Origin of the sequence: Amycolatopsis sp. lyj-346, assembly GCF_046548975.1 — a bacterium.
GTDB lineage: Bacteria > Actinomycetota > Actinomycetes > Mycobacteriales > Pseudonocardiaceae > Amycolatopsis.
Map to the genome: position 1 here is coordinate 323326 of NZ_JAJPWT010000002.1, position 17017 is coordinate 340342.

Consider the following 17017-nt stretch of genomic DNA (forward strand, 5'->3'; position numbering starts at 1 on the left):
GGCGACCACGGTCACTTGCGGTTGTAGAGCCGCATGGTCAGCGTGCCGAACACCGCCACCAGCAGCACCGACGCCCCCAGCGTGATGAGCACCGCCGGGACGTCCCACGTGCCCGCCATCATCGAGCGCACGCCCGTCACCAGGTGCGAGATCGGGTTGATGTCGACGAACACCTGCAGCCAGCCGGGCATCGTCGACGGGCTGACGTAGATGTTGGACAGGAACGTCAGCGGGAAGATCACCATCATGCTGACGCCCATCACCGACTTCTCGGTGCGCAGCAGCAGCCCGAACATCGTCCACACCCAGGAGAACGCGAACGAGAACACCAGCAGCAGCGCCACCCCGGCCGCCACGCCGGCGAACCCGCCGCCGGGGCGGAAGCCGAGGATCAGCCCCACCACCATGATCACCACGGACGCGATCAGGTAGCGCAGCACGTCGCCGAGCAGGTAGCCGACCATCGCCGACGGACGCCAGATCGGCAGGGTCCGGAACCGGTCGAAGACCCCCTTCTCGATGTCGGTGTTGACCGAGATGCCGGTGTACATCGTGATCATCACGACGCTGCTGGCGAGGATGCCGGGCAGGAAGAACTGCAGGTACTCCCCCGGCGAGCCGGCCAGCGCGCCGCCGAAGAGGTAGGTGAACATCAGCGTCATCATGATCGGGAACGCGGTGACGTCGAACAGCTGCTCGGGCACGTGCTTGATCTTCAGCACGGCCCGCCAGCCGAAGGTGACCGACGTCGACAGCGCGCCCGGCCGCGGCGGCCGCTCGGTCGCGACGAGCACCGCGGCCAGGTCCTCGGCCTTCGGTGCGGCGAGTTCGGTGTCCTTGACTGCGGTGGCACTCATGCGCACACCTCGCTGACGCTCGGCGCCGCCTGAGCCGGACACGCAGTGTTGAATGATTCGCTCGCAGGCTCGCTCATGCCGCTTCCTCTCCGCTTGCGGTGTGGTCGGTCAGGGCCAGGAAGACCTCGTCGAGGCTGGGCTGGCCGAGTGAGAAGGTGTCCACGGTGATCCCGGCGGCGGCGAGTTCGGCCAGCGCGCGGGCGGACTGTTCCGCGGCGGCCGTGTCGCCGGCCGCCGAGGTGAGCCTCGCGGTCAGCGCGACCGGGTCCGGCTCGTGCTGGATGGCGGCGTCGACCACCCGGGTCAGCACGCGTTCGGCGGCCTCCCGCTGGGTGGCGTCCCGCAGCCGGAGGTGGATCGCGCCCGCGCCGACCGATGCCTTCAGCTCCCCTTGGGTGCCTTCGGCGATCACGCGGCCGTGGTCGATCACCGCGATCCGCGACGCCAGCTGGTCGGCTTCGTCGAGGTACTGGGTGGTGAGCAGCACGGTGGTGCCCTGCGCGACGATCGCGCGCACGATGTCCCACACCTGGTTGCGGCTGCGCGGGTCGAGCCCCGTGGTGGGCTCGTCGAGGAACAGCAGGTCCGGGGTGCTGAGGATGCTCGCGGCGATGTCGAGCCGCCGCCGCATGCCGCCGGAGTAGTGCTTGACCTGCTTGGCGGCGGCCTCGGTCAGGCCGAACGCGGCGAGCAGCTGCGCGGCCCGGTCGCGGGCCGCCGGCCGGGTGTGGCCGAGCAGGCGGCCCAGCAGCACCAGGTTTTCGGTCCCGGTCAGGTCTTCGTCCACCGACGCGTACTGGCCGGTGAGGCTGACCCGTCCGCGGACGGCGTCGGCCTCCCGGACGACGTCGCGGCCGAACACCCTGGCTTCGCCGCCGTCCGGGCGGAGCAGCGTGGCGAGCATCTTGACGGTCGTGGTCTTGCCGGCGCCGTTGGGTCCGAGGACCCCGTAGACGGTGCCGGCCGGCACGACGAGGTCGACACCGTCGACGGCGCGGGTGTCACCGAAGGCTTTGACCAGCCCGGTGGTTTCGATCGCGGGTGAGTTCATCTGCGGGCCTTTCATGCGCAGTAGGGGCGGGTCCGGCGGGCGTCGCGCAGCGCGAGCCCCCACCAGGTGAGTTCGTCGAGCAGGGCGGTCACGTGGTCGTCGTCGAACGACGGGTCGAGCAGGTCGAGGGCGACGACGTCGCGCATCGTCACGGTGTGCAGCTCGAGGAAGACGTCCCGCAGGTGTTCGACGGCGTGGCGGCCGCGGGCGCGGTAGCCGTAGGAGACGAAGCCGACCGGCTTCGCGTACCACTCGTCGTAGGCGAAGTCGATCGCCTGCTTGAGCGGCCCCGGGAAGCTGCGGTTGTACTCCGGCGTGACGACGACGTACGCCTCCGCCCGGGCGATGCGCTCCCGGAACCGGGTCAGCGCCGGGGTCGGCGCCGCCGGGTACGCCGCCGGGAGGTCCGCGTCCGCGAGGTCGAGCGGATCGAGGTCGAGTCCCGCCCGCCGGGCGGCCGTGGTGGTGAACCACCGGCCGACGCCCGCGCCTGCCCGGCCTTCGCGGGTGCTGCCGATCAGGACCGCCACTCGCAGTGCCTCCTCCATGCCCGCCTCCTCTCGCCTTGCTCCGTAGGCGCGAGACACGTTGCCAGATCAAATCTGGCTGAAACGTTTCATCCGTCGATCCCGACCCGGCCCGGAAATTCACTGTGGACAGACCGCGTCGAGGTGACGGGTCTCAGTCGATGAAGCGAGGCAGGGACAGCGCGAAGGTCGTGCCGCCGGGGCCGGTGTCGGCCAAGACGGTGTCTCCGCCGTGTTCCCGGCTGATCTGCCGGCAGATGTAGAGGCCCAGCCCGATGCCGGCGTCGGGACCGAAGCGGGCGAACTTGCCGAACAGCCGGTCCTGGTGCGGGGGCGGGACGCCGGGGCCGTGATCGGTGACCGCGATCTCGACGGTGTCCTCGAGTTCGATCAGGGCTACTTCGATCGGGGCGCCCCGGCGGCTGAACTTGACCGCGTTGGACACCAGGTTCGAGAACGCCTGGCGGATGCGCAGCGGGTCGAGGCCGGTCACGATGCCTGCCGGGATTTCGCTGGTGACCGGGTGGTCCCTGGTCAGTTCGCCGAGTTCGCCGAGGATGGTGTGGAGCAGGCTGCCGACGTCGGTGGGTTCGAGGGCCAGGTCCAGTTCGCCTTCGCCCAGCTTCCTCGCGTCGGTGACGGCTCGGAGGAGCAGGTCGGCCTGGCGCAGGCTCCGCGCGGTGGCGGCGAGCAGGTCGTTCACCGTCGGGGAAGGCAGTCTGTCGATGCGTTCGCGGAGCAGCTCGACCATGCTGCCGGCGGCGGCGATGGGGGTGCGCAGTTCGTGCGCGTAGATGGCCACGATGTCGTCTTCCGCGCTGGTCGGCGGACTGTCCAGGTCGTCGTCGGGCATGCCGGTGTCCGATCCGATCGTGTCGGGGAAGAGCTCGGTGAGCAGATCGGCCAGGTGCCGGAGGGACCCGCCCTTTTCGACGAACGCGACCGCGCCCAGCTCGAGCGACTGTTTCGCCATCTGGTCGCGGCCGTACCCGGACAGGACGATGATCTTCGTGACCGGGCAGGCGCGGCGGATCCGGGGCAGTGCCTGCAGGCCGTCCAGCACGGGCATCGCCAGGTCGAGCAGCAGCACGTCCGGATGTCGTTCGGTGACGACGTGGATGGCTTCCTCGCCGTCGGCGGCTTCGCCCACGATGTCGACGCCGGACAGTGACCCGACGAAGGACCGCAGGGCCAGGCGTATCTCGCTGCTGTCGTCGGCCAGCACGATCCGGACCCGGCGGGCCGTGTCGAACGGGCGCGGCAGCGGCGGTGCGAGCTCGTGTTCGCCGGTGGACGGCAGCGTGGCCGGGGTGTCCCGGATGAGCTCGCCGGCCGTGATCCGGACGTTCTCGCCGAGGAGGTTGTGCATCATCTGCCGCGCTGTGCCCAGGGTGCCGCGCAGCGTCCGCATCGTGTTCGGCAGGTGGCCCCGTTCCAGCGCGTACACCGCCGTGGTGAGTCCCTGGACCACGGTGTCGTTGATTTCGAGGGCCTGTCGCCGCCGCAGCCGCGTTTCCCGCAGTTCCTGCGCCGCGCGTTCGGCCCGCCGTCGTTCGGTGACATCACGCACCGCGGCGACGACCAGCGTTCCGCCGTAGCCGGGCCCCGCGGTGGTCAACGGGCGCAGGGCGATGTCCGCCGGGAACTCGGTGCCGTCCTTGCGGCGGCCGACCAGGTCGAGCCCCACGCCCATCGGCCGGGCCTGCGGCGCGGTCAGGTAGCCCTCTCGGTGCCCTTCGTGCGCCGCGCGGAACCGCCCCGGCAACAGCAGTTCGACCGGCCGGCCGGTCAGGTCCCGCTCCGAATACCCGAAGAGCTCCACCGTGCGGTCGTTGACCAACGCGATGCGCCCGGAGCCGTCCACTCCGACGATGGCATCGGTGATCGAGGCCAGGAGGGTCCGGGTCTTCTCCTCGCTGCGGCGCAGCGCGTCCTCGGCGAGCTTGGCCGCGGTGATGTCCTGGGCGGTGCCGATCATCCTGACCGGCGTTCCGCTTTCGCCGACCACGACGGTGCCTCGGCGACGCAGCCAGTGGACGGTCCGGTCGGGCCACACCACCCGGAAGTCCGACTCGAAGGAGCGGTGGTCACGCAACGCTTGCTCGTTCGAAGACATCACCGCGTGCCGATCGTCGGGGTGGACCTGTTCGAGGAACGCCGCGTAGTCGATCTCGGCGGACTGGGGTGGCAGGCCCTGCAGCCGGTACATCTCGTCGCTCCAGCGGATCCTGCCCGTGACGAGGTCGCGTTCCCAGCTGCCGACGTGCCCCACGCGCTGCGCCTCGGTGAACCGGTTCTCGCTGCGTTCCAGCCGCTCCACGGTCCTGGCCAGCTCGGCGGTGCGCTCCCGGACCCGCGTCTCCAGCACCCGGCCGGCCAGCTCGACGGCCTGCCGCGCCCCACGTTGCTCCGCGGCGGCCGCGGCGAGCAGCAGCATGGTCAGCGCCGCCGATCCGTTGAATACCTGCAGGATCACCACCCGCTGGGCGAGTCCGAGATCGGAGAACGGGCCCCGCGAGGCCACCGCGGCCATCGTCGCGGCGACGGACAGGATCAGGGTGCACGGGGCCGCGGCGGTGATCCCGAACCGCCAGGCGCCCCACACCAGGAACGGGAAAGCCAGGATCAGCACCGGGACCTGGCCGTTGGCGATCCCGGCCGCGACGACCCCGATCGCGACGAGCAGCCCGGCGGCCTCCACCAGGCGCCGGGCCGGCGCGAGCCGCCGCGGGGCGCGCCACAACGCGTGGCCGGCCAGCAGAACCGGGGCCACCACCAGCACCCCCGTCGCGTCCCCGGCCCACCAGACCAGCGCGGTGGACCACACCTGCCTGCCCTCGATCGCGCCGGCGAACCCCAGCACGCCGCTGCCGATGACGGCGCTGACCACCATGCTGCCCAGCGCGCCCAGCGTGATCAGGGTGACCGCGTCCCGGAGCCGCTCCAGCCGCGGCCGGAAACCCGCCCAGGTCAACAGCTTCCAGGCCAGCAGCGGGGCGAGGGTGTTGCCCGCGGTGATCCCCGCGACCGCGATGGCGGTCGGGCCGAACGCGGCGTTGACCGCCGCCGCGCCGAGCAGGATCCCGGGCACCGCGCGGCGGCCGAAGAGCAGCAGGCTCACCACCGCGATCCCCGAGGACGGCCAAAACGGCGTGACTTGCCCGCGGACCAGCGCCAGCGACAACCCGAGCAAGCCGCCCAGGTAGTAGCACAACGCCACGGCGAGGCCGACGACGATCCACCCGGCGATCGCGCGTGCCGCCTCCGCCGTGCCCGCGTCACGTTCGACGGACTCGAGTTCGGCCATGACCTGGCTCCCCTGGGGGCGGAACGACTCGGCCCGAGGAGGTCCGGCCGAGCCACAGCCCGAGCATAAGGACACGGCGGCGGCAACGGTGTTTCCGCGGGAGGATTGAGCCGTTTGCGTCCTCCGGCCGGCGATGCCTTCACGGGAGCGTGACCTGTTCGGGGCCGGCCACGCCGCGCAACCGGTCGACCCGCTCCAGGATTTCGCGTGCGTCCGCACTGCCGGGGAACCGGCTCGCGGCCGCGGTCAGGGAAGACATCCGCTGCCTCGTCCGCTCCGACCGGAGTTCGGTCGCGACCTCGATCGCCGCTCCGCCCACGCGGGCCGCCTCGTCGAGGTCCCCGGCCAGTGCGTGCGCGGTGGCGAGCCAGATCCGCGTCAGCACCCGGCTCCGCGTCATCGCCCGTCCGTAGCCTTCGGTGGCGACGGTCAGTGCGTCGATCGCTTCGCCGGCGTGGCGCACGCTGACGCCCAGTGCCAGCTCGGTGTGCACGGTCCCGATCATGGCCGCCAGGTCGGTCTCGCCGAAGAACGCCGCCCACGGCGGTGGTGCGGCCGCGGACGCGGCGGCGAATTCGTCCACCGCCGCCCGTAGCCGCGTGCGTGCCGCCGAAACGGCACCCTGTTTCGCGTCCGCCCACGCCAGGTTGGCCGAGAGGATCGCGCGTGCGTGCGTGGAGCCGGTCCGGCGAGCCGCGGCCTGTCCGCGTTCGAAGTGGCGCACCGCCTCTTCGACGGCGTCGTAGTGCAGGTGCACCCGGCCGATCCGGTAGCAGATGTTGGCCAGCAGTTCGTCGTTGCCGGCGGTGGCGGCCAGCTCGAGTGCCCGCCCGAACGCGGCCAGCGCGGCACCCGGCCGCCCTTCGTCGAAACTGGTCCAGCCGACGAGGTTGTGCAGGTCGGCGACCGCGGTGCACAGCCGGGGCAGGGTCGGCTCCCGCACCACCCCGAGCAACATCAGCTCGGCATAGGGCACGAGCGCCTCCGCGGCGTCGCGGCAGGCTCCCCCGCCATGGCGGTAGTCCAGGGCCCGGAACTCCTGGGTGGCGGCTTCCAGCCGGCGGACGTCCGCTTCCCCGATCCGGACCGCCCGTGGGTGCTCGGGTCGCGGTTCGCCGGTCATGCGATCCTGCTTCCGGCCGCAGACCACTTCATCGTGCCGTGCGGACCGCTCCGGCGTTGCCCCCTGTGCGCCGGCGCGACATCGATGCGCGCATCCACGGTGTACTCCCGAACTGCTCGCCGATCATGCGCCGCCGAGGGGCAAGGGCGGACAAAGGTTGTTGTCAGATTAACCTCTGGAACCGAGGTCCACTCCGCCGATCGGGGCAAACGGAGCGCTGCCGCACAACAATTCGCGCACGCCCGGAACAGATCCCGCGGTACTGCACATGCAGATTCCCGCGAGCATCACGACTCGTCCCGTACCACCCGTTTCCGCACCGACATCCGCACGTGCCGCGTGCCGGCTTTCGAGTGGATTCACGCGGCTGTCCACCGGCCGGGGACCGGACCTGGCGGCACTGCAGCTGCCCGCGGGCGAGTTCCACTTCCTCGCCGCGCCGGGCCCACCGGCCACCGCGACGAGACGGCCCCGGGCTGGGCCGCGTCGTGGCCGGCGGCGCCAACTGGGCCATGACACCGGCTGCGACCGCAAGCCGGCCGACCACGGCGCGCGCGGCTCTCAACCCCGAGTCGGTACCCCCCTCCCCCGCTGCCGTTCGCGGCCCCGCGGATCCGGTGCCGGATTTCGCGCGCCAGGCAACCTCCGCGGCCGGCCGGGCGTTGGTCGCGATCGACCGCATCAAGAACCGCAGACGGCGCGGCTAGCTCGACCTTCGGCCTTCGACCGGGTGCGCGCGCGGTCGATCCACCGGCTGACCGAGGACATCAGTTCGGCGCCGGGAGCCGTCAGTACGGGACGGCGATGTCGGTGGCGCTGGTGGTCTCGTAGACCACGCCGGTCTTGGTGGCGTAGTGGGTGCAGGCGACGTGGACCGTGCGCAACATGGCGCCGTTGGGGATCCAGGGTGTCTCGAAGTGGACGTCGACGAGCGCGCCTCCGTTCTCGGAGTCGTAGTCGCCCGTGACGGCGCCGGTCTGAGCGGTGGCGGTGCAGCGGACGTTGATGTAGTCGGCGTCGCGCCGGTCGTTGCCCGGGGTGGCGAAGCGCGAGTAGCCGCGGAGCTTCACCCGGCGGCTGGTCCCGTCGCTTTCGGTGCCCTCGGTCTGGATCACGCCCTGCAGGACGTAGGCGGCCGTCGTACCGCCTCCGGAGCCGCCGCCGGTCCCGGGGTCCTCCGGGGTCGGCTCACCGAGGCCCGGCAGCTGATAGGGGTCGGCCTGGGCGGAGGCGACGCTCCCCAGCGACAACGCCGCGACGGCGAAAACGGTGAAGACCAGTTTGCGTGATGAACTCATGCCCGAAGCATTGCCGTCGCTTCCGCAATTCGCCACGAAATCCTGTATACGCCCCGGAAGTTGGTACGTTCGGACCAGACTTCGCCTGCTCACGCAGTACTATTCCGGCAAAATTACCCACATTCCCAAGGGGAGCCCGCACAGGATCACCGGAGGTGATTACACCACGGGATAAATACCGTCATCCGGCCACCGTGAACCCAACCGAATGCCCGCGGTTCTCTTTATCCTCTCCCCCGAGGAGCATTTTGACGAATCGGAAGTCATTCATGTCGATAAAAAACCGGCGCGGGATCCGGCCGGGCCTTGACTTCAAGGGTTCTTGAAGTTCGAGACTGACGGCATGGACGCGATCACGGTCACCCGCTTCGGCGGTCCCGAGGTACTGGAACCGGTCACCCTGCCCACGCCCGAGCCGGCGGAAGGGCAGCTGCGGGTCGCCGTCGAGTACGCCGGGGTGGGATGGCTGGACACGCTGCTCCGGCGCGGCGACGGGCCGGCCGAGTTCCCCGTGCGGCCGCCGTACGTACCGGGCGGGGCGGTGGCGGGCACGGTGACCGCGACCGGCACGGGGGTGGCCGGGGAGTGGCTGGGTGCGCGGGTCGTCACCCGCGCGCCCGGCGGCGGCTACGCGGACACGGTGCTCGCCGACGCCGGGTTCGCCTTCCGCGTGCCGGACGAGCTGGGGCTGCCCGAAGCCCTCGCCGTCCTCGACGACGGCAGCACCGCGGTGGCGCTGCTGGAGAAGACGCCGGTCTCCGCCGGGGAAGACGTGCTGGTCGTGCCGGGGGTCGGCGGGCTCGGCAGCCTGCTGGTGCAGCTGGCCCGCGACGCGGGGGCCGCCGTGATCGCCGCGGTCCGCGGGCCGGAGAAGCTCGCGCTCGCGCGGAGCCTCGGGGTGCGGGCCGCCGACTACGCGGCCCCGGACTGGGCCGGGCGGCTGCCCGGGCTGGACGTGGTGTTCGACGGGGTCGGCGGAGCGCTCGGCTCGGCCGCGCTGGCCCGGCTGCGCGACGGCGGCCGGTTCTCCGGCTACGGCATGAGCAGCGGCGCACCGACGGCCCTCACCGACGCGGACCGCCGCCGGCTCACGGTGGCGGACATGTCCCAGCTGCCGGAGTTCTGGCCGGACACCCCGCGCCGCATCCGGCACGCGCTGGCGGAGACGGCCGCGGGCCGGCTGAGGCCGGTCGTCACCCGGATCTACCCGCTGCGGGAGGCCGTCCGGGCGCACGAAGACATCGAACGGCGCCGGGTGACCGGCAAGATCCTGCTCCGCCCCTGACGCCGCCGCGGGCGTCATGAACGGCTCTTCAGGACGCCCGACGCCAGGAAGGCGTCGTTGATGACGTCGCTGCCGGGGCGCGCGCGGGTCCGCTCTACGATCGCCCGCGGAGGTGGGGCGTGGAGCCGTTGGGTCCGGGTGAGCCGGCGCAGGTGGGGCGGTACCGGCTGCTCGCCGCGGTCGGCGAGGGCGGGATGGGGCGCGTGCTGCTCGGGGTCGCCCCCGACGGCAGGCTGGCCGCCGTCAAGCAGGTCCACCGCGGCTTCGCGCACGATCCCGGGTTCCGCGAACGGTTCCGCCGCGAGGTCGAGGTCTCCCGGCTGGTCTCGGGTGCCTACACCGCGGCGGTGATGGACGCCGACCCGCACGCGCCGACCCCGTGGCTGGCCTCGGTCTTCGTCGCCGGTCCTTCGCTGCAGGAGGCCGTCGACGCGACCGGGCCGCTGCCGCCGCCCGCGGTGCGGCACCTGGCCGCCGGGCTGGCGTCCGCGCTGACCGGCATCCACCGGGCCGGGCTCGTGCACCGGGACCTCAAGCCGGGCAACGTCCTGCTCGCCGACGACGGCCCGCGCGTCATCGACTTCGGCATCGCCCGCGCCGCCGAAGGCAGCACCGACCTGACCCACACCGGGGTCATCCTCGGTTCGCCGGCGTTCATGTCGCCGGAGCAGGCGGACGGGCGGCCGCTGACCCCGGCGAGCGACGTCTTCTCCCTCGGCGCGCTCCTCGTCCTCGCGGCCACCGGACGCAGTCCCTTCGCCGGGGCGTCGGCTCCGCAGTCGCTGTACAACGTCGTCCACACGCACCCGGACCTGCGGATCCTTCCGCCCGGCATCCGCGCTCTCGCCGAACCGTGCCTCGCCAAGGACCCGGCCCGGCGGCCGACGCCGGCGCAGCTGCTGGAGCTCCTCGGGCCGCTGCCGCCGGTCCAGCGGCCGTGGCCGCCCGCCGTGCACGCGCTGATCGCCCGCCACCGGGCCGAGGTGGCGGCCGTCGTGGCCAAGCCGCCGAAGCCGCGGCGGCGGGGACGGCGGATCGCGCTCGCCGCCGCGGCCGCCGTGGTCGTCGTGGCCGGCACGATCACCGCGGTCACCCTGCTGAACGGCGACGGTGGCGCGACCGCCGCCCCGGCGAGCAGCCCGGCCCCGTCCCCGGTGAGCACGACGTCGGCGCCGAACCCGGATCCGCTGGGCCCGGACAAGCTGCGCGGCGCCGCCCCGTGCCAGGTGCTGCCGTCGGTGCCCGGGCTCGGGAAGCTCACCGCGCAGGGCGAGGTCCACTTCTTCTCCTGCACCTTCCAGACCGCGCAGCGCCAGTGGATGGAGCTGACGATCGGGGGCCCGGTGGCCGCCAAGGGCACACCCGCCGGGGAGCTCGGCGGCCTGCCGCTGAGCCTCGACGTCAAGAGCAGCGGCTGCACGGCCTCGGTGCCGGTCGTGGACCGCCCGGCCGCCACCATCGGGGTCGAGGCCGGCGACATCGGCGTGGGGAAGTTCGCCCAGCCGTGCGACGCGGCGAAGACCGCGCTCACCGAAACGCTGAACCGCCTCCGCGCGGGGAGCGTTCCCGCCGCACCACCGGGGAGTCTCGCGCCGGTCGATCCCTGCGGCCTGGTCGCCACCGCGACCGCGCAGCGGATCGCCGGGCCGATCACCAAGGTGGAACCCCGCGGCCTGCACGAATGCCACTGGGCGGCGGGCGGCGACATCTCCGTGGCGCTCGAACGCGGACACCCGCCCGTCCCGGCGAAGGAGAACTCCTACGACGCGGCCGGCACCGTCGACCTCGGTGGCGTCACCGCGTACTTCACCGCGGACCAGATCAACCCCGCGACGGTCAACTGCACCGTGACCTGGCCGCACCGGCAGGTCGGCGAACAAGCCTCGGAGAACGTCATCGTCCAGTACACCACTTCCGCCAGCACGCTCACCATCGAGCAGACCTGCCGCCAGGTGCAGGACTTCGCCAAGGCGGCCCGGCCCGGGCTGCCGAAGCCGTGAAGCCGCTGGAGCCGGGCGAGGCCCGGCACGCCGGCCGGTACCGCCTGGTCGCCGAACTCGGCGAGGGCGGCATGGGCCGCGTCCTGCTCGGCGTCGCCCCGGACGGCCGGCTGGTCGCGCTCAAGCAGGTGCACGCGGAGTTCGCGCGCGACGCCCGCTTCCGCGGCCGGTTCCGGCAGGAAGTGCTGGCATCGCAACGGGTTTCGGGGGCGTTCACCGCGGCGGTCATGGACGCCGACGCCGACGCCGAAACCCCTTGGCTCGCTTCGGTGTTCGTCACCGGGCCGTCGCTGAAGGAAGCCGTCGAGGCGACCGGGCCGCTGCCGGTCGAGGCGGTGCGCCGGCTCGCCGTCGGCCTGGCGACCGCGCTGATCGAGATCCACCGGGTCGGGCTGATCCACCGCGACCTCAAGCCCGGCAACGTGCTGCTGACCGGGGACGGGCCGCGGGTGATCGACTTCGGCATCGCCCGCGCCACCGAGGGCGGCGCCGACCTCACCGGCACCGGCGGCATCGTCGGCTCCCCCGCGTTCATGTCCCCCGAGCAGGCCGAAAGCCGCCCGCTGACCCCGGCGAGCGACGTCTTCTCCCTCGGCGGCCTGCTGGTGATGGCGGCGACCGGCCGCGGCCCGTTCACCGGCTCGACGACGGCGCAGCTGCTCTACAACGTCGTGCACGCCGTCCCCGACCTGACCGGGCTGCCGCCCGAAGTCCGCGCCCTCGTCGAGCCGTGCCTGGCCAAGGACCCGGCCCGGCGGCCGACGCCGCAGCGGATCCTCGACTTCCTCGGTCCGGTGGCGCCCGGGACCCGGCCGTGGCCGGACCCGGTGCACCGGCTGATCGAAGTGCAGGACACCGCGGTCCGCACCGCGCTGTCCTGGCCGGCGCCCGTGCCACTGCCCGCGCCGCCCCGCCGTCGCCGCTGGTTCCCGGTCGTGACCGCGCTGGCCGCCGTCGCCGGGCTCGCCGTGGGCAGCCTGGTGGCGGTGCTGGGGACGAGGGCCGGCGCGGATCCGCCGACCGCGGGCGCGAACCTGGATCCGACGAGCCTGGAAACGCTGCGGCGCACGGATCCGTGCAAGGTGCTGAACGACGTCAGTGTCCAGGACGCGGGCAAGCTGAGCGCCGTGCCGGACTCGGGGTACTTCGACCGCTGCGACTACCGGGCGAAGTCCGGCGAAAAGATCTCGATCAAGCTCGGCGACCAGATCTACGTCGAGGGCGGCAGGCCGGCCGAGGACCTCGACGGCCGGCCGGTGCTGTTCACCGAGATCAGCGGCAGCACGTGCGACGCCAGCGTCCAGGTGCCCGCGCAGCCGGAACTGGGCGTGACGGCGCTGGCCGAGACGTGCGGCCTGGCGAAGACCACGCTCGCCAAGGTCCTCGAACGCGTCCGCGGCGGCGCCGGGTACGACCTGCCGCCCGGCACGCTGCTCGCGTCGGACCCGTGCACCGTGCTCGACAAGACCGCGGTGGCGCCGGTGCTCGGCCCGGTCCGCGAGGTCAAGCTCAACCGGCTGCGCGAGTGCGAGTGGACCGCGGCGACGTCGCTGCGGCTGACCTTCGACAAGGGGTATTCCACCGTGCCGGACGACGGGAGCCCGGTCGACCTCGGCGGCGTCACCGGCACGCGCAACCCGGCCGGCGACAGCTGCGCGGTGTCGTGGAACCACCGCCAGTTCGACGCGAAGCGCACGGAACACATCCGGATCTTCGCCTCGAAAACCGGCGGTGGCGCCTGCGACACGGCGGTGGCGTTCGGCAAGGCGCTGGTGGGCAAGCTGCCGAAACCCTGACTCAGCCGCCGACGTAGGGGTTGTGCACGACGTTGCCGAGGTGGCAACCCGAAGAGCGGCAGATGACCAGGCCCATGTCGGCGATGGTGTCCCCGCTCAGCGTGAAGTTCAGGTTCGTGTAGGTGGTGAAGTCGCCCGAGTCGCAGCCCGAGTGGTCGTACCGTTTCGTCGGCGTGTAGTCCCAGCGGTGCGTCGAGGACCCGAGGCGGTAGAAGAACTGCGCGTAGGGCGCCTCGCCGTCGCACCCCCAGTCCGCGACGACGAGGTCGTACACGTGGAAGCTGCTGGGACCGGTGAAGTCGATCCCGGCGCCGGCGTAGCCGTACGACTGGCTGGCGCTCAGGTTCTGCTGAGCGTGGGCGACCCCCGGGACCACGACCGTCACCACCGCCGCCGCGACCGCGGCCAGTGCGGCTCCGAGCCCCGTCCGGCCCACCCTGCGTCGTGCTTCGGGCGTTTTCCGTGAACTGCGTCGAACCAGCACGGTGACCTCCTGTCAGAAAGTGGACAAGGCGGAAGTTTTGCCCGAAAGCGCCGAGCGCGCGCCCCCTTTCGAGTACGTTCGAATCGTCGTTCGCCGGTGAACGCGAAGTCGTGTGGGGGGCCGTCGTGCCGCAGTTGCGCATCCACTTCACGGACCTCGATCTGGCCCGGACGCGGCTGAAGCTCGAAATGGATCTCATGTGGGAGATCGTCAGCAGCGTCCAGGTTCTCCAGCACACCAAGGAACAGCTGGGCTTCGACCCCTGGCGCCGCCGGGTCCGCGACCGCGTGAGCCGCGACCGTGCGCTGCGCTCGGCCGTGCAAACCCTCCTGACCGTGGCGCCGCACGCGGCGTACTTCCCCGATTTCCTCACCCCCGCCTCGGATTCCACCGATATCGACGCCGGGGTCGACGCGGTTCTGTCGACGCCGTCCGCGCGGGTGGCCCCGGAAGTCGGCCGGCTCCGGCCGGACTGCGGTGCGGCGGCGCGCTGGCTGAACGGGCTCGCCGCCGGGAAGGTGCCCGCCCTGCGCCACCTGCGGCAGGCGTTGCGGGTGTATTTCCGTTCGTTGCTCGAACCGCAGCTCCCGGCCATCGACGGCGGTTTGCGCGCCGGCTGGGCGGACGGCGCCCGGCGCTACCTCGAGGCTGGGCCCGAAGGGTTGCTGCGGTGGTTCAGCCCGGCCGCGACGTGGGAGCCGCCGGTCCTCGCGGTCGACTACCCCCTCGACCGCGACCTCCACCTCGGCGGCCGCGGGCTGCTGCTGGCCCCCTGCTACTTCTGCGTGCTCCACCCGGTCGCGCTGGCGGATCCGCTGCTGCGTCCCATCCTGGTGTTCCCGATCCAGCCCCGGGCCCGGCTGCTGGCCGCCGGTCACGGTGCTGGCGGCGGCACCCTGAACGCGCTGCTGGGCACCACCCGGGCGACGATCCTGCGCGCGGTCGTGAGCGGCACGAGCACCACCGGGCTGGCGAAACTGGTCGGCGTCGCGCCGGCGACCATCAGCCACCACACGAGCGTCCTGCGGGACGCGGGGCTGATCACGACCCACCGGCACGAGAAGGGCGCGACGCACGCCATCACCCCGCTGGGGCTGCAGGTGCTCGCCGGCTCGAGTTCCTGAGCCGGTGCGCGCCGGTTGATGGCGGCAGGGTGGGCGAGACCGTGGGATGAGAGGCGAGGCACGTCCGATCCGGAGTTGACCCCGCCCCGAGGTCAGGCTGGAGCCTGGCCGCATGACGAACAACATCGGGTTCCGGAAAAGGGTGCCGAGGATCTTCCGGCGGGTGGCGGTCACTGCGCTGGCTGTCGCGCTGGGCGGGGTGGCCGTCCCGGCCACGGCGGAGGCCGGGCCGGATCGCCCGGAGCTGCGGGAGGCCGTGCAGGGATTCGTCGACGCCGGTTTCCTCGGGATGCAGGTGCGGGTGGACGACGAGCGGGGTGAGTGGGTGGGCAGCGCCGGGGTGCGCGAGCTGGGCGGGACCGCGAAGCCGCCGGCGAACGGGCGGTTCCGGATCGGCAGCAACACCAAGACCTTCGTCGCGACCGTGGTGCTGCAGCTGGTGGCCGAGGGCAAGGTCGGGCTGGACGCGCCGGCCGCCGGCTACTTGCCAGGGTTCGGGCTGGACCGGCGGATCACGGTGCGGATGCTGCTGCAGCACACCAGCGGGGTGTTCAGCCACACCGGTGACCACTACGACGGCACGACCCTGCCGGGGCTCCCCTCGACGGGCCAGGAATGGGTGGACAACCGGTTCCGCACCTACCGGCCCGGCGAGCTGGCGAGGTTCTCGCTGGCCAGGCCGGCGCTGTTCACGCCGGGCACGGACTGGAACTACTCCAACACCAACTACACGCTGGCCGCACTGCTGATCGAGCACGTCACCGGCCACTCCTACGCGGAGGAGGTGCGGCGGCGGCTCCTCGACCCGCTCAAGCTGCGCGGCACCGTGGTGCCGGGCACGTCGCCGGAGATCCCCGGGCCGCACGCCCATGGCTACTACCACTACCAGAACGCCGGCCAGTGGCCGACGGTCGACGTCACCCGCCAGAACCCGTCGCTGCTGTTCGGTGCCGGTGACATGATCTCGACCACCCAGGATCTCCAGACGTTCTTCTCAGCGCTGATGGGCGGCAGGCTGCTGCCGGCCGGACTGCTGGCCGAGATGCGCACGCCGCACCCGAAAAGCGGCTACGGCCTCGGGCTGTTCGTGGCGGACGCCGGCTGCGGCGTCACCGTCCTGCGCCACAACGGCAGCACCATCGGCTACGGGGCGTTGATGTACAGCACCCCCGACGGCCGCACGACCCTGACCGCCTCGCTGACCGGCGGGGACGCTGAAACCGACCTGGCAACGGAGTACCCGAAGGCGCTGGACAAGCTCCTCAGGGCGGAGTTCTGCACCGGGCAGGCCACCGGCTGACGGCGAGGGCAAGCGGGTTGACCTTGACCCGAGGTCAACCCGCACACTCGTCGCATGACTTCCTCGACCGGCAGCGTCACGATCGGCCAGGCCGCGGCGTTCGCCGGGGTCACGGTGAAGACCGTGCGGCACTACCACCAGCACGGGCTGCTCGACGAACCACGACGCGACAGCTCCGGCTACCGCCGGTACCGCTCGGCCGACCTGCTGCGGCTGGTCCAGGTCCGGACCCTGGCCGGCGCCGGCGTACCACTGGCCGAGGTCGGGCCGCTGCTCAACGCCGACGCCGAGCAGTTCGCCGCCACCCTCACCGACGTCGAACGGCGCCTCACCGAGCGGATCGCCGACCTGGCCGCCCGGCGCGACACCCTGCGACAGCTCACCGACGGCGACCGGCTCCTGCTGCCCGGCCGCGCCCGCGCGATCCTGGACCGGCTCACCGAGCTCGGCTTCGATCCCGGCTACGTGGCCGGCCAACGGGAAGCACTGGTGCTGGCCAGGGCCATGGCACCGGAGCTCTTCGGCATCTTCCTGACCCAGCTCGAACACCGGCTCGACGACCCCGGGTTCGTCGAGCTGACCCAGCGTGCCTGGGAGGCGCGGTCCTGGCCACCGGACGACCCCCGCATCGGCGAACTGGCGTCCGCGCTGGCCGGCAACCTGCTGGCCAACCGCGAGCACCTGGCCGTGCCGACGGACTTCCGGCCGGGATCCGACGACGTCACCCGATACGGGCTGATCAACCACCACCGCGAAGATCAGCCGACCTGGGCCCGGCTGAACGCGCTCGTCGAAGCCGAACTGCGCGCCGCGGGACTACCCATCCCCTACCAATGACAGCCGGCTGACCCGTCACCGGCAACTG

13 protein-coding genes are annotated in these 17017 nt (G+C 72.3%); 6 read left to right on the forward strand and 7 right to left on the reverse strand.

Annotated features, from left to right (window positions below):
* Nucleotides 1-11: 11 nt before the first annotated feature.
* The 6 genes from ACLJQE_RS07905 to ACLJQE_RS07930 all read right to left on the reverse strand — a co-directional run bounded on the left by ACLJQE_RS07905 (nucleotide 12) and on the right by ACLJQE_RS07930 (nucleotide 8163).
* Nucleotides 12-857, reverse strand: coding sequence for an ABC transporter permease (locus ACLJQE_RS07905; RefSeq protein WP_410638445.1), 846 nt, complete (start codon nucleotides 855-857; stop codon nucleotides 12-14).
* 73 nt (nucleotides 858-930) lie between these two features.
* Nucleotides 931-1908 (reverse strand): ATP-binding cassette domain-containing protein, encoded by a 978-nt coding sequence (locus tag ACLJQE_RS07910; protein WP_410638446.1) that lies wholly within the window; start codon nucleotides 1906-1908, stop codon nucleotides 931-933.
* A gap of 11 nt (nucleotides 1909-1919) precedes the next feature.
* Nucleotides 1920-2456 (reverse strand): NADPH-dependent FMN reductase, encoded by a 537-nt coding sequence (locus tag ACLJQE_RS07915; protein WP_410638447.1) that lies wholly within the window; start codon nucleotides 2454-2456, stop codon nucleotides 1920-1922.
* A 133-nt stretch (nucleotides 2457-2589) separates the two neighbouring features.
* Nucleotides 2590-5742, reverse strand: a complete 3153-nt coding sequence (locus ACLJQE_RS07920; RefSeq protein WP_410638448.1) for an MASE1 domain-containing protein — start codon at nucleotides 5740-5742, stop codon at nucleotides 2590-2592.
* Between the two features lie 139 nt (nucleotides 5743-5881).
* The gene (locus ACLJQE_RS07925; RefSeq protein WP_410638449.1) at nucleotides 5882-6865 is read right to left on the reverse strand and encodes a hypothetical protein; all 984 of its coding nucleotides are present in this window, start codon (nucleotides 6863-6865) and stop codon (nucleotides 5882-5884) included.
* Nucleotides 6866-7653: 788 nt separating this feature from the next.
* Nucleotides 7654-8163, reverse strand: coding sequence for a hypothetical protein (locus tag ACLJQE_RS07930; protein ID WP_410638450.1), 510 nt, complete (start codon nucleotides 8161-8163; stop codon nucleotides 7654-7656).
* Nucleotides 8164-8506: 343 nt separating this feature from the next.
* On the opposite strand from ACLJQE_RS07930, the gene ACLJQE_RS07935 reads away from it, so the two are divergent.
* From ACLJQE_RS07935 to ACLJQE_RS07945, 3 genes are all read left to right on the forward strand, one after another.
* Nucleotides 8507-9448, forward strand: a complete 942-nt coding sequence (locus tag ACLJQE_RS07935; protein WP_410638451.1) for a zinc-binding dehydrogenase — start codon at nucleotides 8507-8509, stop codon at nucleotides 9446-9448.
* Nucleotides 9449-9567: 119 nt separating this feature from the next.
* Complete coding sequence (locus ACLJQE_RS07940; protein WP_410638452.1) at nucleotides 9568-11448, forward strand: serine/threonine-protein kinase; 1881 nt, start codon at nucleotides 9568-9570, stop codon at nucleotides 11446-11448.
* Nucleotides 11445-13244, forward strand: a complete 1800-nt coding sequence (locus tag ACLJQE_RS07945; RefSeq protein ID WP_410638453.1) for a serine/threonine-protein kinase — start codon at nucleotides 11445-11447, stop codon at nucleotides 13242-13244. The genes ACLJQE_RS07940 and ACLJQE_RS07945 overlap by 4 nt, the downstream gene beginning before the upstream one ends.
* 1 nt (nucleotide 13245) lies before the next feature.
* Here the strand turns inward: ACLJQE_RS07945 and ACLJQE_RS07950 are convergent, their stop codons facing one another.
* Nucleotides 13246-13680 carry a hypothetical protein gene (locus ACLJQE_RS07950; protein WP_410638454.1) on the reverse strand — a complete coding sequence of 145 codons (435 nt, stop codon included), beginning with the start codon at nucleotides 13678-13680 and terminating at the stop codon, nucleotides 13246-13248.
* A 173-nt stretch (nucleotides 13681-13853) separates the two neighbouring features.
* Here ACLJQE_RS07950 and ACLJQE_RS07955 point away from each other — a divergent pair, with 173 nt between their 5' ends.
* The 3 genes from ACLJQE_RS07955 (at nucleotide 13854) to ACLJQE_RS07965 (ending at nucleotide 16989) form a co-directional block, all read left to right on the forward strand.
* Nucleotides 13854-14852 carry an ArsR/SmtB family transcription factor gene (locus ACLJQE_RS07955; protein WP_410638455.1) on the forward strand — a complete coding sequence of 333 codons (999 nt, stop codon included), beginning with the start codon at nucleotides 13854-13856 and terminating at the stop codon, nucleotides 14850-14852.
* A 112-nt stretch (nucleotides 14853-14964) separates the two neighbouring features.
* On the forward strand, nucleotides 14965-16152 hold the full coding sequence (locus tag ACLJQE_RS07960) for a serine hydrolase domain-containing protein (protein ID WP_410638456.1): 1188 nt from the start codon (nucleotides 14965-14967) through the stop codon (nucleotides 16150-16152).
* Between the two features lie 54 nt (nucleotides 16153-16206).
* Complete coding sequence (locus tag ACLJQE_RS07965; RefSeq protein WP_410638457.1) at nucleotides 16207-16989, forward strand: MerR family transcriptional regulator; 783 nt, start codon at nucleotides 16207-16209, stop codon at nucleotides 16987-16989.
* The last annotated feature ends 28 nt before the right edge of the window (nucleotides 16990-17017 follow it).

Excerpts from the sequence above, each read along its gene's own strand:
- ACLJQE_RS07905 (WP_410638445.1), bottom strand. The coding sequence starts at position 857 with ATGAGTGCCACCGCAGTCAAGGACACCGAACTCGCCGCACCGAAGGCC.
- ACLJQE_RS07910 (WP_410638446.1), bottom strand. The coding sequence starts at position 1,908 with ATGAACTCACCCGCGATCGAAACCACCGGGCTGGTCAAAGCCTTCGGT.
- ACLJQE_RS07915 (WP_410638447.1), bottom strand. The coding sequence starts at position 2,456 with ATGGAGGAGGCACTGCGAGTGGCGGTCCTGATCGGCAGCACCCGCGAA.
- ACLJQE_RS07920 (WP_410638448.1), bottom strand. The coding sequence starts at position 5,742 with ATGGCCGAACTCGAGTCCGTCGAACGTGACGCGGGCACGGCGGAGGCG.
- ACLJQE_RS07925 (WP_410638449.1), bottom strand. The coding sequence starts at position 6,865 with ATGACCGGCGAACCGCGACCCGAGCACCCACGGGCGGTCCGGATCGGG.
- ACLJQE_RS07930 (WP_410638450.1), bottom strand. The coding sequence starts at position 8,163 with ATGAGTTCATCACGCAAACTGGTCTTCACCGTTTTCGCCGTCGCGGCG.
- ACLJQE_RS07935 (WP_410638451.1), top strand. The coding sequence starts at position 8,507 with ATGGACGCGATCACGGTCACCCGCTTCGGCGGTCCCGAGGTACTGGAA.
- ACLJQE_RS07960 (WP_410638456.1), top strand. The coding sequence starts at position 14,965 with ATGACGAACAACATCGGGTTCCGGAAAAGGGTGCCGAGGATCTTCCGG.
- ACLJQE_RS07965 (WP_410638457.1), top strand. The coding sequence starts at position 16,207 with ATGACTTCCTCGACCGGCAGCGTCACGATCGGCCAGGCCGCGGCGTTC.